We start from the raw sequence: 23710 nt of genomic DNA, 5'->3' as shown, positions 1-23710 counted from the left end.
ATAAAAAAGTTAATTATTGCATCCTTGAATTTGAGCAGTAAAAACACTACCCGAAGTTGCACTAAAACCAGGTAAAAGTTCTATTTTATTGCCAGCTTGATAAGTTACTTTAGAAGTTCCTAAAACTGAATTATTTGCAGTAATTATTTCTGACGTCTTCAAGATAATTGTATTATTAAAAAAATTATCTGAAGAAAATAATAGCTCCATACTTGGTTGGCACAAACCATAATCTATTCGAATACTATTACTAATCGCTCTATTATTATCGTCATCTTTTGCTTGTATCGCAACTGTATGAATACCTTGACTCAATACGGGTAATGGACTTTTTAAGGCCGTTGTTGTAGTAAACAATTCATCATCAATGATTATTTCGTAATCTAAATCTGCGTCAGATTCATCTTTTGAGGCATCCCAATCAATTTGGAAATAATTCGTTCGTTTGAAATAGCTTAATTTTGTTGGTGTTGTTGGTGGTAAAGTATCTGTTGAAACATTTAGCTTAAACAGTTTTGCATCAGCCCAATCACCATGGTCGCAAAAATAATCATCTCCAGAAAATTCGGCCACAAGTTTTAATTGAGCTGTATTGGATATATCAAGTTGAATGTCAATTGTTGTTGAATTTGGGAACATTGTTGGACTTGCAAAAGCTAATGTATCATCTTTATATACCTTAAATATAACGCTTCCACAATCTCCATCAGCTATCTCATCATCAATACCAATTTTTACACTAAAGGTTTTATATGTATGTGCTGGTATATCATATATTATTTCAGAGCCAGCATGAACCCCGATTCCTTTGCTATAAGTAACTCCATTTAAAGTTATTATTGAACCATCATTTACCTCATCTTGTCCATTGCTATGATCTATCTCTATTGGTCCAAAACCATTAATGATACTACTTGGTAGCAGATCCGATAAATATACGATTGCTCGTTCAAAACTACTACTATGGGTAAATTTAAGTTTAGAGCTTATACTTATATTTCCTGCCAAGTCTCGTACTTTTATATAACATTCAAATACTTTATTGATGATACTCGTTGCTGAAATATATTGATAAGATAATGTTTGGGCATTCAGCAGCCCTTGAGAAATACCATTAATAAAAACTTCATAAGAATTCACACCAACATTATCATAAACATTGTTCCATGATAACTTGAAGGACTTAATCTTACTATCAAAAGACTTTAAAATTGGAATTTCAGGAGGAATGGTATCTGATGGACTACAATTAGGATAAATATCCTTTATATAAGTAGCTGATAGACCATAGGAATCTGAGACAATTAATGTAACTCGATAAAAGTATAAATGTCCATCACATGGTACTTGCCCAAGACTTACTTGTGATGTAGCTCTTGTTACATCTAGCTGTGGATGCGAGTGTTCATCGTGGTATAAACGAACCATCCATCTATAAGTAAGGTGATTGGTAAGTTCTTCATTGTCAGATACTTGTGCTGATAAACTTATTAAATCATTATTATTATTAGAAAAAACATTAACACTATCGACGCTTGTAGAGTGAATAATCGGCGGGGTATTATTTAAAGAAATAACTGTGGATGTAGTATTTGACAGTCCTTCTTGGTCAGTTACAGTCAAGAAAACTTCATATATCTGAGGTTCAGCCGAGTGATTATCGTACACGTGCGTAACATTTATACCTGTATCTGTATTGCCGTCCCCAAAGTCCCAAGTATATGTTAGGTTTGCATTCTCATAGTCATTTGAGGCAGAGGCATCAAATGAAATTGATAATGGAGATACTCCATAAGAAGAAGTAAGTGTAAATTTTGCCACTGGTGGCACATTGGATATACCATAGCTTATTTTACGTATTTCGATTGGATCACTTTGATTGAAACCTAATTTTAAATAATAAATAGATTCATCAACAGGATTGTAAGCCATACCCACTGCTCCTACTGCCGAGGTGTGTAGGTTTCGAAAAGAGGTAGGATTTTCATTATTATCAAAGGAAAAGCTCTTTATCCAACCAGAGGTAAAATCTGCAAATATATAAGTATTCTTGAATTCTTCAGGGTAAGTAGTTCCTTTATACCAAACACCCCCTATTGAACATGAACCACTGAAACTCAGGCCAGGAAACTCTGTAGAGCCAACCTCACTGATTATATTATTGATGAGGACTTTTGCCGTCCCAACAGTTGGACTATTCTCATCAATATGACTCCACTCAACGATTGGTTTTTGATAACTTTCTGGTATATATATTGGATTAGTCCAAGGCGTTATCAAATCAAGACCTTCATAAATAGGCCATCCAAAATTTTGCCCCTTCATTGTAACAATATTCACTTCTTCACGACTGTTCCAACCTACATCTCCAACATATAATATGCCAGGCATACCAGAGTTTGGTTTGACGGCAATCCTGAATGGGTTTCTAAAACCTAAAGCCCAGACCCTAGACTGAGCAGAACGGGGATGTTCTGCATCAAAATAAGGGTTATTTGAAAGGCCATTACCCGTTTTAGGGTCAATTCTAACAATTTTCCCATTTAAAGAATTAATCAATTGACATCGATAAACTCTATCCTCTACATTTTCGGCCTCTGTTATGATTCCATCAGCCAAAGCGTCAGCATCATAATCAGCACCTAATCCTCCATCACCACAGCTAACAAATAAAGTCCCATCATTGGCAAAAGCCATACCCCCTCCTCCGTGATTTGTTCCAGTAATTGGAAAACCTGTTGATTTGGTTTCACCTATTAATACTAATCGACTCTTATAATCAACAGCATTTGGAATGGCTGGTTGGGGAGCAGTGTATCTTGTAACTCGTGCAATCGTCGCTCCTTCCCAAGACATGTATGGGTCATATTCTTCTTCTCCATAATGCAGTAAATAATACCTATCTACAATATAATATAGATATACATAGCCATTAGTCATGAAGTTTGGGTCTAAAGCAAAACCCAATATCCCATAATCTCCATAAGTGGCTACCTCTTCTGATATATCAATAAAAAGGGTTTTTTCATTATTTTTTACTATATATACCCTTCCATCTTTTTCCCAAACATACATTTTTCCACTGGCATCAAATGTTAATCCTGTTGGAGCTTGCCAATCACTGGAATGTAGTTGGTCAACAAATCCATCAGGCAATTGAGCTTCAACATTAATTGAAGCTAAAATGATGGTGATGATAAAAATAGTAAAACTACGTATCATTATAATTTCATAATAGGTTTGTATGCTGCAGCTATATTATAAACCTTGCAAAACGTAAGCAAGGTTACATTTGGCTACTATTTACCTCTAAAAGCAGGCTTTCTCTTTTGTAAAAAAGCCATTACTCCTTCGGCAAAATCATGTGTCTTTCCCAAAATATCTTGATTATTGGCCTCATGCTCTAAAATCTTATCAATTGAGCTATTGAATGACTGATTTAGCACTTTTTTCATCTTCCCGATGGCTTTAGTTGGAGCTGTTTTATAATAACTTACCAATTCCGCAACAGCTTGATCTAATTCTTCATAAGGAATTATTTTACTTACTAACCCTAAATTCAAAGCTTCATCCATATAAATTTTTCGACCAGTGCTACATAGTTCAAATGCCTTTTGAAGTCCTACAATTCTTGGTAAAAAAAACATAGACCCTGCATCAGGCATTAGTCCAATTCCTACGAAAAGTTCGCTCATATATGCCTCTTTATTGGCGATAATAATATCACATGATAATGCTAAGGACATTCCTGCCCCCGCTGCCACACCATTCATCCGACATATTACTGGCTTTTCAGCATTTCTGATAGCCAGAATCATTGGGTTATAGTTCTCTCTCAAAGATTCACCAAGTGAGGTAAGGCCAGCATCCATCCCTGCTTTCAAATCTGCACCCGAACAGAAGGCTTTGTCTCCCGAGCCTGTCAAAATAATTACTCTGATGGCATCTTCATTTGCTGCTACTTCTATTGCTTGAGTAATTTCTCTTATTAAGGCTGTACTGAGTGCATTATAGACTTGTGGACGATTAAGTGTGATCGTGGCGATAGGCCCAGAAATATCAAATATTATATTTTCGTACATGATTGATTATCAAAGTTTTATTGTTTGCTGTACCTGATTTAGATGAGTAAAGAAAAAATGTTCATTAAATTTAGTCAAAAGTTGCAAATCTATGTGACTTATTAAAACATTTTTATTCAAAATTTCTACTAATTCATTATGAAGACCTATATTTGCAAACTTTTTTCATAATTTTTTATTAAATGGAAGTGAATCAATTGGTAAATGGTAACGGCAACGGACACCATCACCACAATCTTGACAAAGTTTCTGCTGCTGGGTTACTCATCGCTATGGGAATTATTTATGGCGATATTGGTACATCTCCACTTTACGTTTTAAAAGCTATCGCAGGTACAGAGCCGATTAATGAGGAAATTATTTTAGGGGCATTATCATGTGTGTTTTGGACACTCACCATGCAAACAACCATCAAGTACGTTATCTTAACCCTACGTGCTGATAACCGTGGAGAAGGTGGCATATTAGCCCTTTTTGCTCTTGTTCGCCGCCACGCACGCTGGCTTACTGTCCCTGCAATTATTGGAGCGAGTGCCTTGCTTGCCGATGGTATCATTACTCCCCCAATTTCAGTGGCATCGGCCATTGAAGGGCTTCGGATCAAATTTCCTAACATTCAACAAGATACCATTGTCAAGATAGTTATTGCTATTATATCAATGCTATTTATTGTTCAAATTTTTGGTACAAAAAAAGTGGGATACCTATTTGGCCCCTTTATGTTGGCTTGGTTCTCAATGTTGGCGGTTTTAGGAGGTTTGTGGATAGCCAAAGATTTAAGTGTCTTGAAAGCATTAAATCCTTATTATGCCTTTGAATTATTGGTGCATCATCCTGGGGGTTTCTGGATTTTAGGTTCGGTTTTTTTATGTACAACTGGAGCCGAGGCTCTTTATTCGGATTTGGGACACTGCGGTCGTGGAAATATTCGTATTAGTTGGATTTTTGTTAAAATTTGTTTGTTGCTTAATTATTTCGGGCAAGGGGTGTATGTAATGAGCCTTAATGGACAAATGCTCGGTGATAGAAATCCTTTCTATAATCTAATGTCTGAATGGTTTTTACCTTTTGGTATTTTTATTGCTACTTCGGCAGCTATTATTGCCAGTCAAGCCTTAATAAGTGGATCGTTTACTTTAATTTCTGAAGCAATTCGTCTAAACTTTTGGCCGAAAATTAAAGTTAATTATCCTTCTGATCAAAAGGGTCAAATCTATGTACCAAGCATTAATATTTTGCTTTGGATAGGTTGTGTGGGCGTTGTTCTTTACTTCCGTGAATCAACAGCTATGGAGGCTGCTTATGGTTTGGCAATTACAATGACCATGCTAATGACTACCATGCTAATGGCATATTATTTATATGCCAAAAAATTCAATATTTGGGGAATAATCCTATTTATTGCGATTTACACTTGTATTGAAGTCTCTTTCTTAATTGCCAACCTTCAAAAATTCCCACATGGTGGTTATGTCTCTTTAATTATTGCAGGTATCATTGCTTTGGTTATGTATATTTGGATTAGGGCATTTAGAATAAAAGCCCGATTGACTGAATACGAGAAATTAGATAAATATACCGAATCACTCCAAGAGTTAAGTGCAGATATTACTGTTCCAAAATATGCTACACACTTGGTTTTTTTAAGTAATGCTGGTCGAGCTTCTGAGATTGAAAATAAAATTATTTATTCTATATTCCAAAAACGTCCAAAACGTGCCGATGTATATTGGTTTGTTCACGTAGATACTGTTGACGACCCATACACAATGGAGTATAAAGTTATGACTGTTGCAGAAGATGATGTGTATAAAGTAAATTTCCGTTTAGGATTTAGAGTTCCTCATAAAATAAACCTTTATTTCCGTCGAGTTTTGGAAGATATGGTAAAATGTGGTGAAGTAGATATTCGTAGCCGTTATGAGTCTTTAAATAAACATAATGTCATTGGAGACTTCCGTTTTGTCGTTCTCGAAAGATTCTTGTCTTATGAAAATGAGTTGCCTTTTTGGGAAGGTTTAGTAATGCGAGCTTATTTCTTTATTAAACAATATACTCCTTCAGAAGATAAATGGTTCGGTCTTGACAGCAGTGCGGTAAAAGTCGAAAAAGTTCCTTTTGTTATTAAAGCTTTGGATAATATTAATCTCAAACGTATCCCTTGGACTGGTAATGGGCATTGAGAAAAAATCATATCAAAACAACATAAAGCGTAATGCTTCTTTATGTTTTATTTTTAATCATCTTACATGAAAAAAATCTTAATTACTGGTGGAGCTGGGTTTGTTGGTTCAGCACTTGCCATTTCACTCAAAAAAAATTATCCATCTTACGAAATCTATTGTCTTGATAACCTACGCCGTAAAGGTTCTGAGTTAAATGTAGCTCGTTTGGGCAAAGCTGATATCAATTTTATTCATGGAGATATTCGAAGTAAAGAAGATTTCGATGCTCTTCCGATAGTTGATACTGTCATTGAAGCCTCTGCCGAGCCTTCTGTTTTGGCTGGAATCAATGGGGGCACTCCTGACTATCTAATCAATACTAATTTATTTGGAACAGTCAATTGCCTCAACTATGCAGTCAGATGTAAAGCCGAATTTATATTTCTTTCAACAAGCCGAGTTTATCCTATAAAAACCATTGAAACATTGGATTTTATAGAACAAGAAACTCGTTTTGAACTCACTGATAATCAAACTATTAAAGGCGTTTCCTCTAAAGGTATTGCGGAAGATTTTCCATTGGATGGAGCAAGATCACTTTACGGAACAACCAAATTGGCATCAGAGTTAATTATTCAGGAATATAACGAATTTTATAATTTAAAAACTGTTATCAATCGTTGTGGTGTCTTGACTGGCCCTTGGCAAATGGGAAAAGTTGATCAGGGTGTAATGGTGCTTTGGATTGCCAAACATTTCTTTGAGCAAAAACTATCTTATATTGGTTATGGTGGCGAAGGTAAGCAAACCCGTGACATCATGCACATTGACGATCTTTATCGCTTGATAGACTGGCAATTGCACAATATTGATAAAGTAAATGGTGAAATACTAAATGCAGGTGGAGGTGTTGAGGTAAGTGTTTCTTTACAAGAATTGACCGAAATATGTCAGAGAGTTACTGGGAAAACCATCCCAATTACCAAAATAGCAGAAAATAGACCAGCTGATATTCGCTTGTACATTACAGATAACTCAAAAGTCACTGCTTTGACAGGTTGGAAACCAGAAATTGGAGTTGAACAAATTGTAAAAGATATTACGCAATGGATTACTGACAATAGAGCAGATTTAGAACCTATTTTGAAATAAAAAGATTGGCAATAAAAAAAGTTGTGGCACGTTTTTGAAACGTGCCACAACTTTTTTTACCCTTCTGTCATCTCTTTTCTACGCTCAGATACCACAAGGTTGATATGAATCAAATCGTATAATTTTTTACAGTATCAATAAAACACTTCACTTTATCAGGGTCGGTATCAGGATATACGCCATGCCCTAAATTGGCAATATATTTTTGTCCACCAAAGTTTTTAATCATCTTTTTGGTGTGTTTTTCAATCTCTTTGAAAGAACCATACAACACACATGGGTCAAGATTTCCTTGCAAAGTTTTATGTGGAATCATGCGTCGAGACTCACTAATATCCATATTCCAATCTAAGCCTATTACCTGACAGTTTAAATTTGACATCTCTTTACGGGCAAAAAATGCTCCTTTGGCAAAAACTGTAACGGGAACTTCATTGATTGCATTGCAAATTTGAGCAATATAAGGCAATGAAAACTTGCGATATTGATCAGGAGAAAGGATTCCCGCCCAAGAGTCAAAAATCTGTACTAAGTCAGCTCCATGTTTGGCTTGGGCTTTCAAATATGCAATGGTAGTATCGGTGATTTTTTGGAGTAAAGCATGTGCTAATTCTGGTTCAGAATAAAGCATTTTTTTAGCAATTGAAAATGTTTTAGAACCTTTACCTTCAACCATATAGCAAAAAATAGTAAACGGAGCTCCTGCAAAACCAATCAACGGCACTCTCCCATTTAACTCTTTTTTAACAATATCAATTGCTTTCAAAACATACGACAATTCTTTTTCAGGATTGGCTATTTTTAAAGCATCTATATCTTTTTTTGTATGTATTACTTTTGGGAAAATTGGACCTTTGGCTTCCAACATTTCATAAGGCAAACCCATTGCTTCTGGTACAACCAAAATATCAGAAAAAATAATCGCTGCATCAACACCCAAAATATCAACAGGCTGAATCGTTACTTCAGCAGCTAACTCAGGGGTTGTTGCCAATTTTATAAAGCTTCCTGCTTTTTCACGTACCGCACGGTATTCTGGCAAAATTCGCCCCGCTTGACGCATCATCCATACCGGTACTCGCTCCACACGCTCGCCCTTGGCGGCACGTATAATTAAATCATTTTTCAATTCCATACTACAAAGATATAACTCAGCCTATTGCTTTACTATATTTAGTTACGGAAATTTATCAAATTTGGTTTTAATTAGGCCAAGAGGAATATTTATTTCGAAAAAAATTAACAGAAGTATTAGCATTTTAAACTAACTTTTCTTGGCTTTTTTATACAAACAAAAAGCCATCTATTTACAATAGATGGCTTTAAAAAATTTGTTTTGCTATTCTACAAAGAAGCAGTAGTATTTTTAGGAATAATAAATCGTTTTCCCTTAAGATATTTACTTTTCTCCAATTCATTTTTCAAATAATCTGGAGGAAAAAAACCTCTAAAACGGCCAATGTATTTACTTTTCGCATCTAAAAGTACTAAAGTTGGATACGCATCTATAGCAAATCGGTCGGCAATTGCCATTCCGTCGAAAGAGTCGATATCAACTTTAAAAACCATAAAATTGGCATTCATATAAGATGCAAAATTTGTATTGGAAAATGTTTCATTATCCATTTTTTTGCATGGGCCACACCAGCTTGCCCAAAAATCCAGCACAATCGGTTTCTTTTGTTTTTTTGCTTCCCGTAAAAAGTCATCGTAACTACCTTTATAGAAATTCACCTGATTTTTTGTAGCATCATTACCATTGGTATAAGATGCCAGTATGATAATGGTGATTCCTAATAACAATGTTACTCTCATTTTCATAGCCATCGTATTTTTATAGTTGTAGAATAGTATAAATTAACCCTTAGCTCAAATCTTACTTAAAGGCGATAACATTACTATTTAGAGCAAATACTAAGCCATATTTTTGTTTTCTTTATCTTTTGTAAAAAAACAAGGCTACCTTCTTATGGAAGGTAGCCTCTTCAAAATTGTTTTTTTGATAAATTAATATTCTACTCCAAGAGATTTTAAAGTTTCAAGGTTCAAGTTTCCTTGTGGTAAATTATTATCTTTTTGGAACTTAATAATCGCAGCATTGGTACGTGGGCCAAGTACATTATCATCTGGGCCAGGATCATATCCTTTAGCTCTGAGAGACTTTTGAATCGCTCGTACCGTAGCCGAAGTAATTTTATTCCCACATAAAATTTCAACCCAGTCAGCATAAGTACCACTGCTTGTCATAGATGTAGTTGTATAAGTACCATATTCCGTTGGGATTTCTTTTTCAGAAGTAGATGCTGGTTTTTTCACAACCGTCTTTGTGACAGAACGGAATTCCGCAGGAATGAGCGTCTCAGTTGTTCCACCTGCAGAAGCAACAACTTGCTTAGTGATGGTTTTATATTCGGCTGGCACATCAATCTCGCGTATTTGAGGTTGGCCTGCTACTAAATGTTTAGTAACTGTACGGTATTCAGCAGGAACATCAATCTCACGTACTTGTGGGCCACAGCCACCATTACCAGCAACAATACCATTACCTGTAATAGCTGAGGTTTCAGCACAGGAGTATTTTGTTCGAGAAGCAAATACTGCTGGCACATCAATCTCACGAGTTGTAGCAGGAGCTACCAATACTTGTTTTGAACGAGTAGCAAATACTGCTGGCACATCAATTTCTTTTACTTGAGCTGCTTGTGCGACTACTTGTTTTGTGATGGTTTCGAATTGAGCGGCAACGGGTACTTCTTTTACTTGAGGCCCACGAGCAAGTACCTGCTTAGTGATGGTTTCATATTGAGCAGGTACTTCAATTTCTTTATATTGAGCAGGCGAAGCAATCACAGTTTTTGTAATAGTGGCATATTCTGCCGAAGCCGAACCACCTTTAAAAGCTTGTACGGCTGTCAAGTTTACACCTGATGGCTCTACACCATCTAAAACCAACTTAGTGATTGTTGCAAATTGTGCTTCAACCACAACTTCTCGCACTGAGGCAGCTTGAGCAACCACCTGTTTGGTAATGTTAGCTGTTTGAGCAGGTGTAATTACCTCTCTTACTCCAGCAGGCGATTTCAATACTTGTTTTGTTACGGTTTTGTATTCAGCAGGAATCTCTACCAAACATAATTGTAAACAATCATCTGGGTTTGCACTTAAACATGAAGGATCAAGCTTACGCTTCTCATATTTTGTATAAGATTCACGAATTTTCACTTTTTCAGTTATTGTTTCATAAACTGGTGGTGTCACAATTAATGTTTTAATTGGCTCTTTTATGACAATAGTTTCGGTAACTGATTTGTACACAGCAGGTACAATTTCAAAACGCTTTGATGCTTCTTTTACTATATATTGTTCGGTTACTGTTTTATATTTTGGCTTTTGTCCACCTGCAATCGCTGAGGCAGCTTCACGAATCAATACTTGTTCTGTAACTGTTTTGAACTGTGCAGGAACTATCTCATAACGCTTGTAGGCTGGGCGTACTTCGACTTTTTCTTGGACGGCTTTGAACTCCACAGTATTATCTACAATTAAATTATTATAAGCAGGTTTTACCATATACTGCTCTGACACAGATTTATAAACTGCTGGAATGACTTCATAACGTTTAGAAGGCTCTTTGATAATTACTCTTTCGGCCTCAGTTTTAAACTGAGCTGGAATCACTTCTAATTTTTTATAACCTTCACGAACCAAAACCTGCTCCTTTATTGCCTTGAAACATGGCTCGTTCGCATTATTCTTAGACGTTCCCCCTTTAGTGTCTGTATTACAACCATCAATTTCGTAACGTTTATAAGCGGGGCGGGTTTCTATTTGCTCCGAAACTGCTTTATAAGAACCCGAACCTGGAATCACTTCTGTTCTCTTACCTTGTTCTTTAACTAATACTCGCTCTGTAACAGCTTTGTAAGCAGTTGCTGATGATTGCAGAGCCTTACTACCTTCTTTGATTATCACCTGCTCTGTTACAGTAGCTAACTCTGGTGCTGTGGCTGTAAGTATTTTACTACCTTCTTTTGATACATACTGCTCTGTGCGGGTTGTAAATTGTGCTGGTTTCAAACATTTTGCATAACATTTACCCGGTACAGCGTTTGGTGGCAAGTCACTTTGAGCCATCGCAAGCCCAGAAGCCAACATAACCGCTGACAGCGTTAAAAGGGAATTCTTCATCATTTGTTTTGGAGTTTAAGTAACTAATTTTTTTCCTGTTTTATTTTTATATCAATTTGTATGGTTGTTGTGATTGTATGCTATTTTATGTCAATTTCCAGCTGTCTGGCTCCACAGAGCGTGCTAATACGACACTTTTACTCATAATCATTCCATTAGTCTTTATTCAGACGCTTCGGTGCAAAACAAGTAACAAAATGACGTGGAGGTTTTGAGAGTTTTACTTAACTCAAAATTAATTACAAAAAAAAATGTAATTAAGACTAAGTTTAATAACCCTTTAAGAATGAAAGGAAAGACAGGTTTTTCTCTTTTGAGACGGCAATACTAAAGAAAATATTCTATAAACTAAAGAAAAAATTACAGTATTTTTTTTAAAATACTAAATATTTGATAGAATCTGCTTATACTTGACAAACATTATATTTGTATGAAAATTTCTATCATTGGGTCAGGGAATATTGGCTGGCACTTAGGTCTTGCACTTGAAAATCATCACCATCAAATCTATGAAGTTTTTAGTCGGCAAAAATCTAAAGCATCCAATTTAGCATCAATGCTCTACCAAGCAACTGTCAAAACTGATCTTGACTTTTCGGAGAGTGATGCCGAATTATTTATATTAGCTGTTTCTGACGATGCGATGAGCGAAGTTTGTCAACAAATAATCTTGCCTGAAAATGCCATTTTAGCTCATACTTCGGGCAGTAAATCATTAGAAGATTTACAAAAACTGATGCTAGTTCACCACGATTTACCTGTAAAATGTGGGGTTTTTTACCCTTTAATGACTTTTAGTATTGGTAAAAAATTGGACTTAAAAACTGTCCCATTCTGTATTGAAGCCAGCGACGAAGAAACCGAACAAAAACTCGTTGATATTGCACAAGAATTGAGCAATACCGTCTATTTAATCAGTTCAGACGAGCGAAAAGTTTTGCATGTAGCGGCTGTATTTGCCTGTAATTTTACTAACCATCTATTAGCCTTGGCAAAAGAAATCACTGATAGTGAAGATTTAGAATTTGATTTATTAAAACCTATTATCCGTGAAACTTTCAAGAAAGCATTAGCAGTCGAAAATCCTGCTGATGTACAAACTGGACCTGCTATCAGAAATGACCAAACAATCATTAATCGGCATTTAGATTATCTCAAGGAAGATGAAAATTTGGTCGAAATCTATGAAGTAATGACTGAGAGCATTCAGCATCACCAACAGTCATTTTGAAAAACCTATGATTTGACTACCAAACTTCTACACAATAAATTTATGAGTAGTTAAATTATGTGTATTATAAAGACCATCCATTTTATAATCAACCACCAAAGATTTAGCATCTTCTATCATTTTTCTTTCTATTTCTTCTTTCATTAAATCTTCTTTCATCAAAAACATGATTACCCTCACAAATGTTGATGAAATGTCTATATAGAAATACTTTTCTAAAAAAGAAAAACCAATGACAGAGCTATCATATTCATAAGTAAAACTTGCATATCTTGGGTTAAACAAAATCTGCTTAATTCTGCTTATCACAATTTCATCATCGGTAGTTGAGCTACTGCCCTTTAGAAGCCGAAGAATGTCGTCTAAATCACTCCAATTGGTATTTCTCTTTTTAATATTTATTTTTTTCATATGACAAAAATTATAATTAATGATTAAGAATAATACTTCCGGAAGAATGCCAATTGTTTTTAATAAAAATTAGTCACGCTATTTTATGTTGAAAGACTTGAATGACTTATTTTTTTAAGTTTATTGAAAACTGTAACATGGCTAATTCCAAAAAAAATCCCCGTCAAACGTAAACTTTTATTCTCTTGATAAACTTTTAATAGTGCTTCGATGTCGATATCTTTCTTTTTCTTTACACTATTCAATACTCTACAACAACCACAATTTTTGCATCTGTAAGTTTGGGAGCCACTGCTGTTTCGCCCATTCAATACGACACGATTGCTTTCGCAATTTCCGCATTTTAGATTTAACTGTCTCATAATATATTAGTTTCATGGAGTGATAAAATATCAGTTATTTTTTAACATAATTTCAGAATATTAATTATATTTGAAATTAGAAACCCTCAAAAATTTGATCGTTTCGCAATAGAATTCAACATTAAGTAAAAAACCTATATTCACACAAAACCTACGCTGATGATGATTATATATTTGAAAAAAATATTAAAAGTAACTTAGAATATTTTAGTGATTATATAAACTCAAATTGATTAAAGAGCAAAAAATACAATTACATTCTATGTCTTTAATCCAAAATTGAAACTTAAATTAAAGAATTGATAAGAACATATCTGTGCCTTTCATTACTATTTACTATTGCCGCTGCTTGTAAGTTTAATTGATAAGTATTATGTAGTAAAGGTAAAGTTTTCTTGGATTGCCTTGTTAATGTTAAATACCAGTAGGCTATAATATTAGTATTTTTACTAGGCGGAAGTTTTCAAACTAATCCGTGTAAAACAGCTTCACGTGTTAGTTCAGCAACATTCTTACAATCGAATTTAACGAGAAGGTTACTCCGATGAAAATCTACTGTTTTGGTAGAAATAAACAGTTTTTCAGCTATTTCATGACTTGTATAGCCTTCAACAATGCAACTAAGCACCTCTTTTTCTCTTGGAGATAAAATTGGAAGGTCTTTTATGCTGATGGTTTGTGGTATTTTATTGAGTAATAAGTTTTCAACATTTTTTGAATAATATATTTGTCCATTTACCACCGCATTGATAGCATCATATAATACTTGACTATCAACATCTTTTGTAATATAGCCATTGCCACCTGCTTTCATGGCTCTATTGATAATGAGAGCATCAAAGTGCATTGAAAAAAATAAAGTTTTTATAGCAGGATGATTGTTTTTAACCCATTTACAGAATACAATACCATTATCAGGAGGAACTGATATATCAAGCAAAATAACATCAATGGATGAGTTTTGTAAAACTGGCTTAACATCTTCGGTATTCGGAAAAAAGCCTGAAAAATTAAATTGGGGTTGGCTTGCCAACAGTTGTGCGATTCCTTGACCTAAAATCAAATGGTCATCAATTAGGATAATATTTATAGTCATTTTCTCAAAAGTTTGGATTTTGTATTTTTAAATTATAAATCTATTTCAAAAAACTATTAAAGCGATTGTCATATTAGTTATCAAAGAAGTCAAAATAAATGACGGCAATGATCTTTATACCGTTATCAAATTTCCCATTGGCTTCTTCAACTATTTTTTATGTAAGTAAGATACACGAAGAAACAAGTTGTATTAAACGATTTATTTTAGACGCATATTTACCTTTTCCGTCTCTGTTACCTATTTAAATTTCTCTTTGCAACAAATTTATCTTTTTTACAATGAATCCGCTACATTATGACATATTCAGAAATATTGCTGATGGCATGGTCATAACAATGATATTGTATTCACTTTTGAGTTACTTCAAAAATAAGAATATTGCTTTTTTACTTTATTGCACTGCATTAATTTCGGGCTTATTAGAGTTCTATATAGTAGACCAATATCATAAAATAGGGATTTTTGATACTTCGATAAACACGTTTACCCCAGAAATAACATGCTTTAACGTTATTTTATATTGTTCATTCCTGTTGAAAATGTTTGATGTACATATCCAAGAGCGGCATATTTTTAATAAGATGATTCTAATTATTTTAATATTAACAGCAACCATTTTTATAAATATTTTCCTAAAGCTTAGTAATTACACATACTTAATAGCATGGATTTATAGTATAACTATTTTTGCGTCTGCTATCATATTCAGCCTGATTTATTATCACCTTTATCAGTTAAAATTTTTATTCATGAAGTACTATTTGATAGGTTCTGCTATCATTACAGTAGCTTGGATATTGAAATGTATTTTTCAAACATTTCCCAATAGCTTCCCTTCCTTAATAACTTTTGATAATAAAAATGCCTTTACTTTTCCAGATACTTATGGAGAATTGGGTACGGTGCTGGAGTCTATTTTTATGTTTATCGGCATTTCTGAATCTCATAAACAATCAGAATTGTCTAATATAGACTTGAAAAGAAAAATATTGCTTAGTATTGAAGAAAAAGGCAATGATGATAAGATTTTCATCAATGTCAAACAAGAAATATTGATTAAGATAAATACTACTTTTAATCAACACTTGAGGCAATCATCGACACTTGCTGAAGAAACCCTACAATTATTAAAATCCAACAACAATGCAAGAGCTAAAGAAAACTTGCTTCTATTCAATACCCAAACTTCACAATCTATCCAAACCATTAGAAATATTGTTAGAGAATTTAATGAGCTAAATAGCTTAAAATTCAATCTATCAATTGAAAGCAAGGCTTATGAAATATCTAAATATCGCTTATCAGAAAAAAATGTTTCTTTCGACTTATATGTCAATCAATCAGCCTTATGGCAAACGATTGGAAATGATTTTGAAAAACAAATACTAACATTCTATGAAAAAATACTTGATGTGTTTATCAAATATAAAGAATTTCTCCACATAATAGCCAACTTCGCTATGCACAACGATGGTAATATATTTGTCATTATCCAAGATGACGGAAGTAAAGTGGCCTCAAAAAATAAAATGATCTATGAGTTAAATTTACTGTCCACCCAATTACTTTATTGGCAAGGAAAGATGAACTATTCAATAGAAGATAGTTCAAGCTCTACTGTTCGACTTGATTTTATATCAATTCAAAAAAAAACCACACATGAATAATACATTCTTTCATCTTTTACAGGCAGGCATTTTTTTGATGATGTTGCTTTATTGCTTTGTTAGTTATATTGTTTATCAGTACAAATTATATTTATCTATTTTTGTACATACGGGAAGTCTTTTTCTGGCCTACTTCGCTTTTAGTAGCAAACAATCTTTAGTCGAAATACTTTCCTTTTTTGCTTACCTTGCCTACATCAATTCTGTTGTTTTCTATATCCAACACCACACATTTCTGAAAATCAATCACCTTTCTTTACTTTTAGCTCAATTCATAGCTGGCTGTGGATCAATTTTTTACTTACTGAATTATCAAACTTCCTTTATACCTATATTCGGTCTTATAGCTCGATACCTAATTATGTCAGGGCTAATTATTTATTTTATTCAATTGACAAAAACCACCGAAAAATACAAGTCCTTATGGATGAGTCTGCTATTTTGTATTTTGGCATTATGTTTTTATATACTTATCAATATCTACAACCATTATATAATGACATTGGATACTAAAGAATGGGATATTATTATTTTTAAAACCATCACTATCTTTCAAATCTTTTTCTTGATCAATGGTTTAATTGGAAAACTATATTCATTTACTACTGAAAAGGAAGAATTGGAAAGTTTATTTTTTCAGCAAATGCAAGAAAACTTCTTGTATCATCTTAGGCTTAAACAAATTAAAGAAGATATCAATAGTAACCTTCATGACGATATTGGCTCTCAATTAAGTGTAATTAATTCACTCAACCAATTAGCATTGCAATGGCTTGACAAAGAGCCAAAAAAAGCCATAAAATATGTAAATGATATGAAAAAAGCCCTTGACACAATACCCTATAAAATAGAAAATATTATTACTAATAATGAAGCAGAAGATATAAATGAAAACAAACCAATTTTTATTAATGAAATGCCTGCTATTTTATTTGAGCCAATGGATGTGAAATATACGATCAATATCAATAATGAGAAAGATTGGGAACAAATAAATGATAGCATCAAAAAACATTTTTTCTTGATATATAAAGAAATTTTGGTGAATATCGTTCGACATTCAAAAGCATCAATGGTAATAATAGATATTTCACTTAAAAACAACAACATCTCCTTAACTATTCGTGATAATGGTATTGGATTTGATACAAATAAAAAAGTAGATGGGCATGGCTTATATAGCATTCGAAGGCGTGTGGCCAATTTAAAAGGACGTTTGTCTGTTGTGTCAAGTATTGGTAATGGGTGTAGGCTGACTATTATAATTTGATTTATTTGGCATAAAAAAAAATCCTGCAAGGTTTATAAAACCTTACAGGATTTCTCAAAAAACAACTTCAGAATTAAATCAAACCTTCATTACGGTTAATACAATCTAAGTCTTCAAAAGCTACTTTCAAACGAGCAATCATATTTTCTTCGCCCTTACGTAACCATACACGTGGGTCATAATATTTTTTGTTCGGAGAATCTTCGCCTTCTGGATTACCCAACTGCGATTGCAAATATCCTTCTTTGTCTTTGTAATATTTCAAGATACCTTCCCAAGTTGACCATTGAACATCTGTATCAATGTTCATTTTTACTGCACCGTATTTGATGGCTTCTCTGATTTCTTCACGTGAGCTACCCGAACCACCGTGGAATACAAAGTTTACTGGCAATTCGCCCGTTCCGAAATGTTCTTGAATATAGTCTTGTGAATTTTTCAAGATAATTGGTGATAATTTCACATTACCTGGCTTATAAACACCGTGTACGTTTCCGAATGCTGCTGCAATAGTGAAATTTGGAGAAATTTTCAACAATTCTTCATAAGCAAAAGCTACTTCCGAAGGTTGTGTATAAAGTTTCGAGCTATCAACGTCTGAGTTATCAACACCGTCTTCTTCGCCACCTGTAACACCTAATTCGATTTCGAGTGTCATGCCCATTTTTGACATTCTCTCTAAATATTTTGCACAGATTTCGATATTTTCTTCCAATGGCTCTTCTGATAAATCAATCATGTGTGAGCTAAACAATGGTTTGCCGTGTTGAGCAAAGAATTTTTCACCAGCATCTAATAAGCCATCTATCCAAGGCAATAATTTTTTGGCACAGTGGTCAGTATGAAGTACAACTGGGATACCATACATTTCAGCGATTTGATGCACGTGCATTGCTCCCGAAATAGCTCCAGCAATGGCAGCTTCTTGGTTTTTATTAGGCAAACTTTTACCCGCATAAAATATCGCACCACCATTAGAAAACTGGATAATAACTGGTGAGTTTACAGCCTTAGCTGCTTCCATTACGGCATTAACAGAGTTAGTACCAACTACATTCACCGCAGGAAGGGCATAATCATTTTCGTTGGCATGGCGTAACAAAGCATTCAATGCCTCACCTGTAACTACGCCTGACTTAATCAAAGATTGACTCATGAGTAACGTTTTTGAATTTTAAAAAGAAAAAATGTTATTATAATTGTAGATGAAGCCTAATTTAAAGAAATATGATGCAAATTAAGAGTTTTTACCTAAAATCTTGCTGTTTTTATATTAAAAAGTATTCTATTTTTATTTTCCATCGTACAAAGCCTGAATATCGGCTGGTATTTCTATGTCTTTTAGGCTTGTTTTTTTCTTATCGGTTATTCGCCAACGATGTATCCATGAAAAACCATTGCTTGTTATTACTCTTTCCGACCGACTATAAATTTCGTCCTGAAGGGCATCTTTTAGGGTAACAAATGTATAACCTCGCTTTCTTATAATTTCTATTAATTCATTGAAATAATCAGCATTGAGAGCATTGGCATGGCATAAAAAAATATGTTTGATTGGACGACCAACAACTTCCTGCGTAAGTTTTTCGTAATATTCAAAATAGTTATCGGTATGCTTTAAGTATTTTTCAGCCACACTTTTCATCAAATCTTTGTTATTTGCTTTCATGGCATCCATATAAACTTTATTAAAAAGCCAATCATCAGCATCAATGGTAACGGGGGCATTTTGATAACCTTTTTCAGTTAAAAATGCTTGAAAACCATATTTTTTTAGGCTATCCGAACCCGTATGCAAAAAAGGGTAGCGAAAATAACGCTCAGTTTGTCCGTATTTTTGCTTAATTTTATCAGTAATGACTTCGCCTTTGAGTGTTTCAGCTTCAAAATTTTCTAAGGATAATTTACTAAAAGATGGATGAGAAAAGGTATGGTTGCCTAATTGCTGTCCATTTGCCATCCATGCATCTAATAGAGCTACTCGCTCGTCAATTTCACCAAATTTATATACCGAGTTCTCATTCACAAAACCTACTGTTTTGAGATTTTGCTTCTTCATTTTACTAAGCAACTTAGCGGTCGATTCTTGGGCGTGTTTGAGTGAAAGCTCTTGCACAAAAGGCAAATCATCAACCGTAATAGCGATTTGTTTTTGGGCCTTTGTAACAAAAGTTATGAGTATTAAGAATAAAAAAGGAAATCTCATCTGTTTTCTAATTTTACCGAGCATCGGTCTCAACTAAGGTTCACTAAAGAAATAAACTATAAAATCTTAGTGAACCTTAGTAGTAACCGAGCTTCTTGGTAACAAAAAATTATTTTATCAAAGCTTTCATCATTAAATCGGCAACAAACTGATTACCTGTATCATTAAGGTGTACACGGTCAGTAGTCAAAACGCCAGATTCTTTGTTGCTCGAATTATTTTTAAGATTATATGAAATAAACTCTTTACGTAAATCAATCAATGGACAATCAAATTTAGCTGAAATTGTACGAATAATATTTGAATAATGATTCAGATCTCCATCTTGTTGATTGCTATTATCTGTACGTTCTCCAATAGCGGCTGGCGTGCAACAAATAACTTTAATTCCTTGCGATTGCAACTTTTTGATAATTGCTGTATAAAAATTGCCAAATTTGTCGGCATCTGTACCCGTACCATGGCTTGCTTTATGCCAAACATCATTTACACCTATATAAATGACAACAACATCTGGTTTTTGAGAAAGTACATCATCTTCCATGCGAAGAAACAAATCATATACTTTATTACCGCCAATACCTGCTCCTATCAGTTGATATTTATCTTTAATGCCTTGTTTTGCAAGCATCTCTTTCATTTTAGTAATATACCCACCTGGCTCGACACCTGCTTGTGTGATAGAATCTCCGAAGAAAATAATTTTTGTTGGCTTGTCTTGTTTCAAAGAAAACATAGAAAGAGAAAATAAAATAATAATAAAAGTTTTGAACGTCTTTTTCATTTAGTTTTTTTAGGTTTGAATATGATTTTACGAAAGTAAAAAGATATCATCATAAAACAAAAAAAAACAGCGTTGCGGAAAATACCACGACGCTGTCCAAATCCCCTAAACTAAAATACTAATGTTTCTTATCTTTTGATATGATTACTTAACCTCAACGGTGCGATAATCTGCGGGTATTGGTTGACGTGTTTCTAAATTAACTTCTTTCGTGATCTTTTCTTTCCCATTGGTAATTTCAAAACGGTACTTACCATCAGCCAAGCCTGTCAAATCAAATTTCTTTGAAAATTTAACCAATTTTTTACCTACAAATTCGGTATATATGGTTTCATTTCTTTCATTTTTTAAAGTAATCTCTACGGTATTACCTTTTAATTTTTCAACTGCAACATTTACTTTCATCGAATTTACGATGCGATACATACCAACACCAAATGTTTTGTTTGCATCTAATTTTGTCTCCACTGGTTCAGCTGCCAATACTGTTGAGAATGTGAAGATTCCAGCTACAAGAGCCATTGCGAAGTTTTTTAAGTTCTTTTTCATAATTTTGTGAGCGGCGAACCGCAAGTTTTGAATGTTGTTAAATTTTATAGCTTTTTCGATTATAAGATGTGTTGTGTGTACTATACGTTTCAAGTTTTACCGTAATCGGTTGTATTGCTTGATGAGTGGAATTAGTAACTCAAAGTATTGTTTGATTTGATAATTTCTTTGGTAATAATATTATCCCCCTCAGTGATTTCAATAAAATATTTACCAACTTTAACATTGTTGAAATCGAAGCAGAAATTATAGCCTGTCAATTTCTTTCCAATTCTTTCTTCATTTAATACTGCACCTTTTTCGTCCATTATTTTTACTATGGCATTTTTACCAGCATCCTTTGTCAAAGCCATGTTTAATTTCATTGAATTAACTTTACCCAACTCATACATACCTACATTCAGATTGCTACTTTTGTACTCAAGCATCGTACTCGACGATGTATTTGATGTTGTTGTTTTTTTGTCTTCTGCGTTTGCATTGAAGAATACTGTTGTTGCTAATAAAGCGATGGCGATTTTTGATTGTAACGTTTTCATAATTTTGTGAGCGGCGAACCGCAAATGTTAAATGTTTTTAATTTTATAGCTTTTTCAATTATAAGATGAGTTGTGTGAATGATGCGTTTCAAGTTTTACCATAATCGGTCATATTACTTGATGTATGGAAATTAATAACTCAAAGTGTTCGTTGATTTAATAATTTCTTTTGTGATAATGCTGTCACCTTCTGTGATTTCGATGAAATATTTTCCTGCCTCAACAGTACTGAAATCGAAACGGAAGTTATAACCCGTCAATTTCTTTCCAATTCTTTCTTCGTTCAAAACTGTACCTTTGCTATCCATCAATTTGATGGTTGCTTTTTTGCCTGCATCTTTAGTCAAAGCTAAATTCAATTTCATTGAGTTTACTTTGCCAGATTCATACATACCTACATTAAGTTGGCTACTTTTGTACTCAAACACCGAGCTTGATGATGTGTTTGTTGTTGCTGTTTTTTTGTCTTCTGCATTTGCGTTGAAAACAGTTGTTGTTGCTAATAAAGCGATGGCGATAATTGATGTTAACTTTTTCATAATTTTGTGAGCGGCAAACCGCAAGTTTTAATGTTTATAGCTTTTTCTATTTTTTTTATTTTGATGTCTCAAATTTAGCGTCTCAAATTTTGCTCAAGTAAGATTAGTGATGAAGTAAGTAAACTATGTGATGAAACTTCATTTATTATATAATGCTACTCTTGCTCTTTTAATTTTTGTTGCCTTGTTTGATGATTCAAAGGTATGGGTAAAACTTGGTACTATGTAATACAAACTACTCAAATGGTTATTTTAAAAGGACGAACGGTAATTAGATTAGATGGCCAAAAATACACCTTGTAACAAAATATAATTCTTTATTTTTATAAAAAACACTATGTAAATAGTCAATTACAGAATAATATTTTGTTTTTAAGTTAATTTTGCCATTCTGATATTTATATATATGACAAACTCGTGCCAAAAAAAATTAAGATTTGTTAAAAAACACATAACCAGTTGATTATCAATACTTTAATAATCAAATAACAAATTTAAAAAAATATGTTTCGTCGAAAAATTGTCCATTTTCGTACATTTTAATGTCATTTTCGTACACTATTTCATTTTGATTCACAAAACTTTATTACATTTGAAAATCAAAAATCAACCTTATTAATTAAGATGAAAAAAATACAAATCATTATTTCAGCATTTACAATCGTTGTGCTTTTTAGTTGTTCATCTAACGCTCAACAAACTTCCACTCCACCTGCCGTTTCTCCAATGCCTATGAAACCAGAAATGACAGAGATTTGGGAGCCAGAGGTTGCTGTTGTAACACCTGGTAAAACCAGTGCAGATGCCCCATCTGATGCAATCATATTATTTGACGGCAAAGATTTATCACAATGGGTTAGTGCTAAAGACGGTTCTCCAGCCAAATGGTTGGTTATTGATGGTAGAATGGAGGTCGTACCAGGTACAGGCGATATCAAAACCAAATTGAAATTTGGTGACTGTCAATTACATATCGAATTTTCAGCACCAGATGAAGTTGCAGGTGCAAGCCAAGGTCGTGGCAATAGTGGTGTTTTCTTTCAAGACCGCTATGAATTACAGATTTTAGATTCTTACCAAAACCGTACCTACCGCAATGGTCAAGCTGGAAGTATCTACAAAGACACCGCACCGCTTGTAAATGCCATGCGTAGTCCATTAGAGTGGAACACTTATGATGTGATTTATACAGCTCCTCGATTCAAGCCCGATGGTCGTTTAGACTATCCTGCACGCATCACTGTTTTGCACAATGGCGTTTTGGTTCAAAATAATACTTCGATTTTAGGACTTACCAACTATATTGGTTTACACTTATATACTACTGCTCATGGTGAAGATGTGATTCATTTGCAAGACCATAACAATAAAACACAATTCAAAAATATTTGGATTAGAAGATTGTAATCAATTGTTAGTAACATTTGTAAGAATGTGCCACTTTTAATAAAAGTGGCACATTTTTT

The 23710-nt window shown here is 33.8% G+C and carries 20 protein-coding genes; 6 read left to right on the top strand and 14 right to left on the bottom strand.

What is annotated here, in order from left to right; genetic code table 11:
• Nucleotides 1-9: 9 nt before the first annotated feature.
• The gene (locus tag ACQUQZ_RS04290) at nt 10-3222 is read right to left on the bottom strand and encodes an NPCBM/NEW2 domain-containing protein (protein WP_435353517.1); all 3213 of its coding nucleotides are present in this window, start codon (nt 3220-3222) and stop codon (nt 10-12) included.
• 77 nt (nt 3223-3299) lie between these two features.
• Nucleotides 3300-4082: an enoyl-CoA hydratase/isomerase family protein gene (locus tag ACQUQZ_RS04285; RefSeq protein ID WP_435353516.1), complete on the bottom strand. Its 783-nt coding sequence runs from the start codon at nt 4080-4082 to the stop codon at nt 3300-3302.
• 182 nt (nt 4083-4264) lie between these two features.
• Between ACQUQZ_RS04285 and ACQUQZ_RS04280 the strand changes: the two genes are divergently transcribed.
• Nucleotides 4265-6265: a KUP/HAK/KT family potassium transporter gene (locus ACQUQZ_RS04280; RefSeq protein ID WP_435353515.1), complete on the top strand. Its 2001-nt coding sequence runs from the start codon at nt 4265-4267 to the stop codon at nt 6263-6265.
• 66 nt (nt 6266-6331) lie between these two features.
• Nucleotides 6332-7399, top strand: coding sequence for an NAD-dependent epimerase/dehydratase family protein (locus tag ACQUQZ_RS04275; RefSeq protein ID WP_435353514.1), 1068 nt, complete (start codon nt 6332-6334; stop codon nt 7397-7399).
• 109 nt (nt 7400-7508) lie between these two features.
• Here ACQUQZ_RS04275 and hemE read toward each other — a convergent pair whose 3' ends face one another.
• The 3 genes from hemE to ACQUQZ_RS04260 form a co-directional block, all read right to left on the bottom strand.
• Nucleotides 7509-8534, bottom strand: coding sequence for a uroporphyrinogen decarboxylase (gene hemE / locus ACQUQZ_RS04270; protein WP_435353513.1), 1026 nt, complete (start codon nt 8532-8534; stop codon nt 7509-7511).
• 209 nt (nt 8535-8743) lie between these two features.
• Nucleotides 8744-9220 carry a thioredoxin family protein gene (locus ACQUQZ_RS04265; protein ID WP_435353512.1) on the bottom strand — a complete coding sequence of 159 codons (477 nt, stop codon included), beginning with the start codon at nt 9218-9220 and terminating at the stop codon, nt 8744-8746.
• A gap of 186 nt (nt 9221-9406) precedes the next feature.
• The gene (locus ACQUQZ_RS04260; RefSeq protein ID WP_435353511.1) at nt 9407-11590 is read right to left on the bottom strand and encodes a peptidoglycan-binding protein; all 2184 of its coding nucleotides are present in this window, start codon (nt 11588-11590) and stop codon (nt 9407-9409) included.
• A 427-nt stretch (nt 11591-12017) separates the two neighbouring features.
• Between ACQUQZ_RS04260 and ACQUQZ_RS04255 the strand changes: the two genes are divergently transcribed.
• On the top strand, nt 12018-12818 hold the full coding sequence (locus tag ACQUQZ_RS04255) for a Rossmann-like and DUF2520 domain-containing protein (RefSeq protein ID WP_435353510.1): 801 nt from the start codon (nt 12018-12020) through the stop codon (nt 12816-12818).
• 27 nt (nt 12819-12845) lie between these two features.
• Here ACQUQZ_RS04255 and ACQUQZ_RS04250 read toward each other — a convergent pair whose 3' ends face one another.
• From ACQUQZ_RS04250 to ACQUQZ_RS04240, 3 genes are all read right to left on the bottom strand, one after another.
• Nucleotides 12846-13229, bottom strand: coding sequence for a hypothetical protein (locus ACQUQZ_RS04250; protein ID WP_435353509.1), 384 nt, complete (start codon nt 13227-13229; stop codon nt 12846-12848).
• Nucleotides 13230-13312: 83 nt separating this feature from the next.
• Entirely contained in the window at nt 13313-13591 is a 279-nt protein-coding gene (locus tag ACQUQZ_RS04245; protein ID WP_435353508.1) for a transposase, read from the bottom strand.
• Between the two features lie 463 nt (nt 13592-14054).
• Nucleotides 14055-14687 (bottom strand): LuxR C-terminal-related transcriptional regulator, encoded by a 633-nt coding sequence (locus tag ACQUQZ_RS04240; protein WP_435353507.1) that lies wholly within the window; start codon nt 14685-14687, stop codon nt 14055-14057.
• Between the two features lie 752 nt (nt 14688-15439).
• Between ACQUQZ_RS04240 and ACQUQZ_RS04235 the strand changes: the two genes are divergently transcribed.
• Nucleotides 15440-16357 carry a hypothetical protein gene (locus ACQUQZ_RS04235; RefSeq protein ID WP_435353506.1) on the top strand — a complete coding sequence of 306 codons (918 nt, stop codon included), beginning with the start codon at nt 15440-15442 and terminating at the stop codon, nt 16355-16357.
• Nucleotides 16350-17627, top strand: a complete 1278-nt coding sequence (locus ACQUQZ_RS04230) for a sensor histidine kinase (protein WP_435353505.1) — start codon at nt 16350-16352, stop codon at nt 17625-17627. The genes ACQUQZ_RS04235 and ACQUQZ_RS04230 overlap by 8 nt, the downstream gene beginning before the upstream one ends.
• 73 nt (nt 17628-17700) lie before the next feature.
• On the opposite strand, the gene fbaA is transcribed toward ACQUQZ_RS04230, so the two are convergent.
• The 6 genes from fbaA to ACQUQZ_RS04200 all read right to left on the bottom strand — a co-directional run bounded on the left by fbaA (nt 17701) and on the right by ACQUQZ_RS04200 (nt 22244).
• The gene (fbaA, locus tag ACQUQZ_RS04225) at nt 17701-18783 is read right to left on the bottom strand and encodes a class II fructose-bisphosphate aldolase (RefSeq protein WP_435353504.1); all 1083 of its coding nucleotides are present in this window, start codon (nt 18781-18783) and stop codon (nt 17701-17703) included.
• Between the two features lie 135 nt (nt 18784-18918).
• The gene (locus ACQUQZ_RS04220; protein WP_435353503.1) at nt 18919-19833 is read right to left on the bottom strand and encodes a polysaccharide deacetylase family protein; all 915 of its coding nucleotides are present in this window, start codon (nt 19831-19833) and stop codon (nt 18919-18921) included.
• Nucleotides 19834-19942: 109 nt separating this feature from the next.
• On the bottom strand, nt 19943-20617 hold the full coding sequence (locus tag ACQUQZ_RS04215) for an SGNH/GDSL hydrolase family protein (RefSeq protein ID WP_435353502.1): 675 nt from the start codon (nt 20615-20617) through the stop codon (nt 19943-19945).
• A 144-nt stretch (nt 20618-20761) separates the two neighbouring features.
• Entirely contained in the window at nt 20762-21166 is a 405-nt protein-coding gene (locus ACQUQZ_RS04210) for a hypothetical protein (RefSeq protein WP_435353501.1), read from the bottom strand.
• A gap of 131 nt (nt 21167-21297) precedes the next feature.
• Complete coding sequence (locus ACQUQZ_RS04205) at nt 21298-21705, bottom strand: hypothetical protein (protein WP_435353500.1); 408 nt, start codon at nt 21703-21705, stop codon at nt 21298-21300.
• A 131-nt stretch (nt 21706-21836) separates the two neighbouring features.
• Complete coding sequence (locus ACQUQZ_RS04200) at nt 21837-22244, bottom strand: T9SS type A sorting domain-containing protein (RefSeq protein ID WP_435353499.1); 408 nt, start codon at nt 22242-22244, stop codon at nt 21837-21839.
• 624 nt (nt 22245-22868) lie between these two features.
• Between ACQUQZ_RS04200 and ACQUQZ_RS04195 the strand changes: the two genes are divergently transcribed.
• A complete protein-coding gene (locus ACQUQZ_RS04195) occupies nt 22869-23651 on the top strand; it encodes a 3-keto-disaccharide hydrolase (protein ID WP_435353498.1) in 783 nt (260 codons plus the stop codon).
• Nucleotides 23652-23710: the final 59 nt, after the last annotated feature.

This window comes from Emticicia sp. SJ17W-69, assembly GCF_051209875.1.
In the GTDB taxonomy this organism is placed as follows: Bacteria; Bacteroidota; Bacteroidia; order Cytophagales; family Spirosomataceae; genus Emticicia.
The sequence above is the reverse complement of the archived record's forward strand: the minus strand, read 5'-3'. Positions and strand labels throughout refer to the sequence as shown.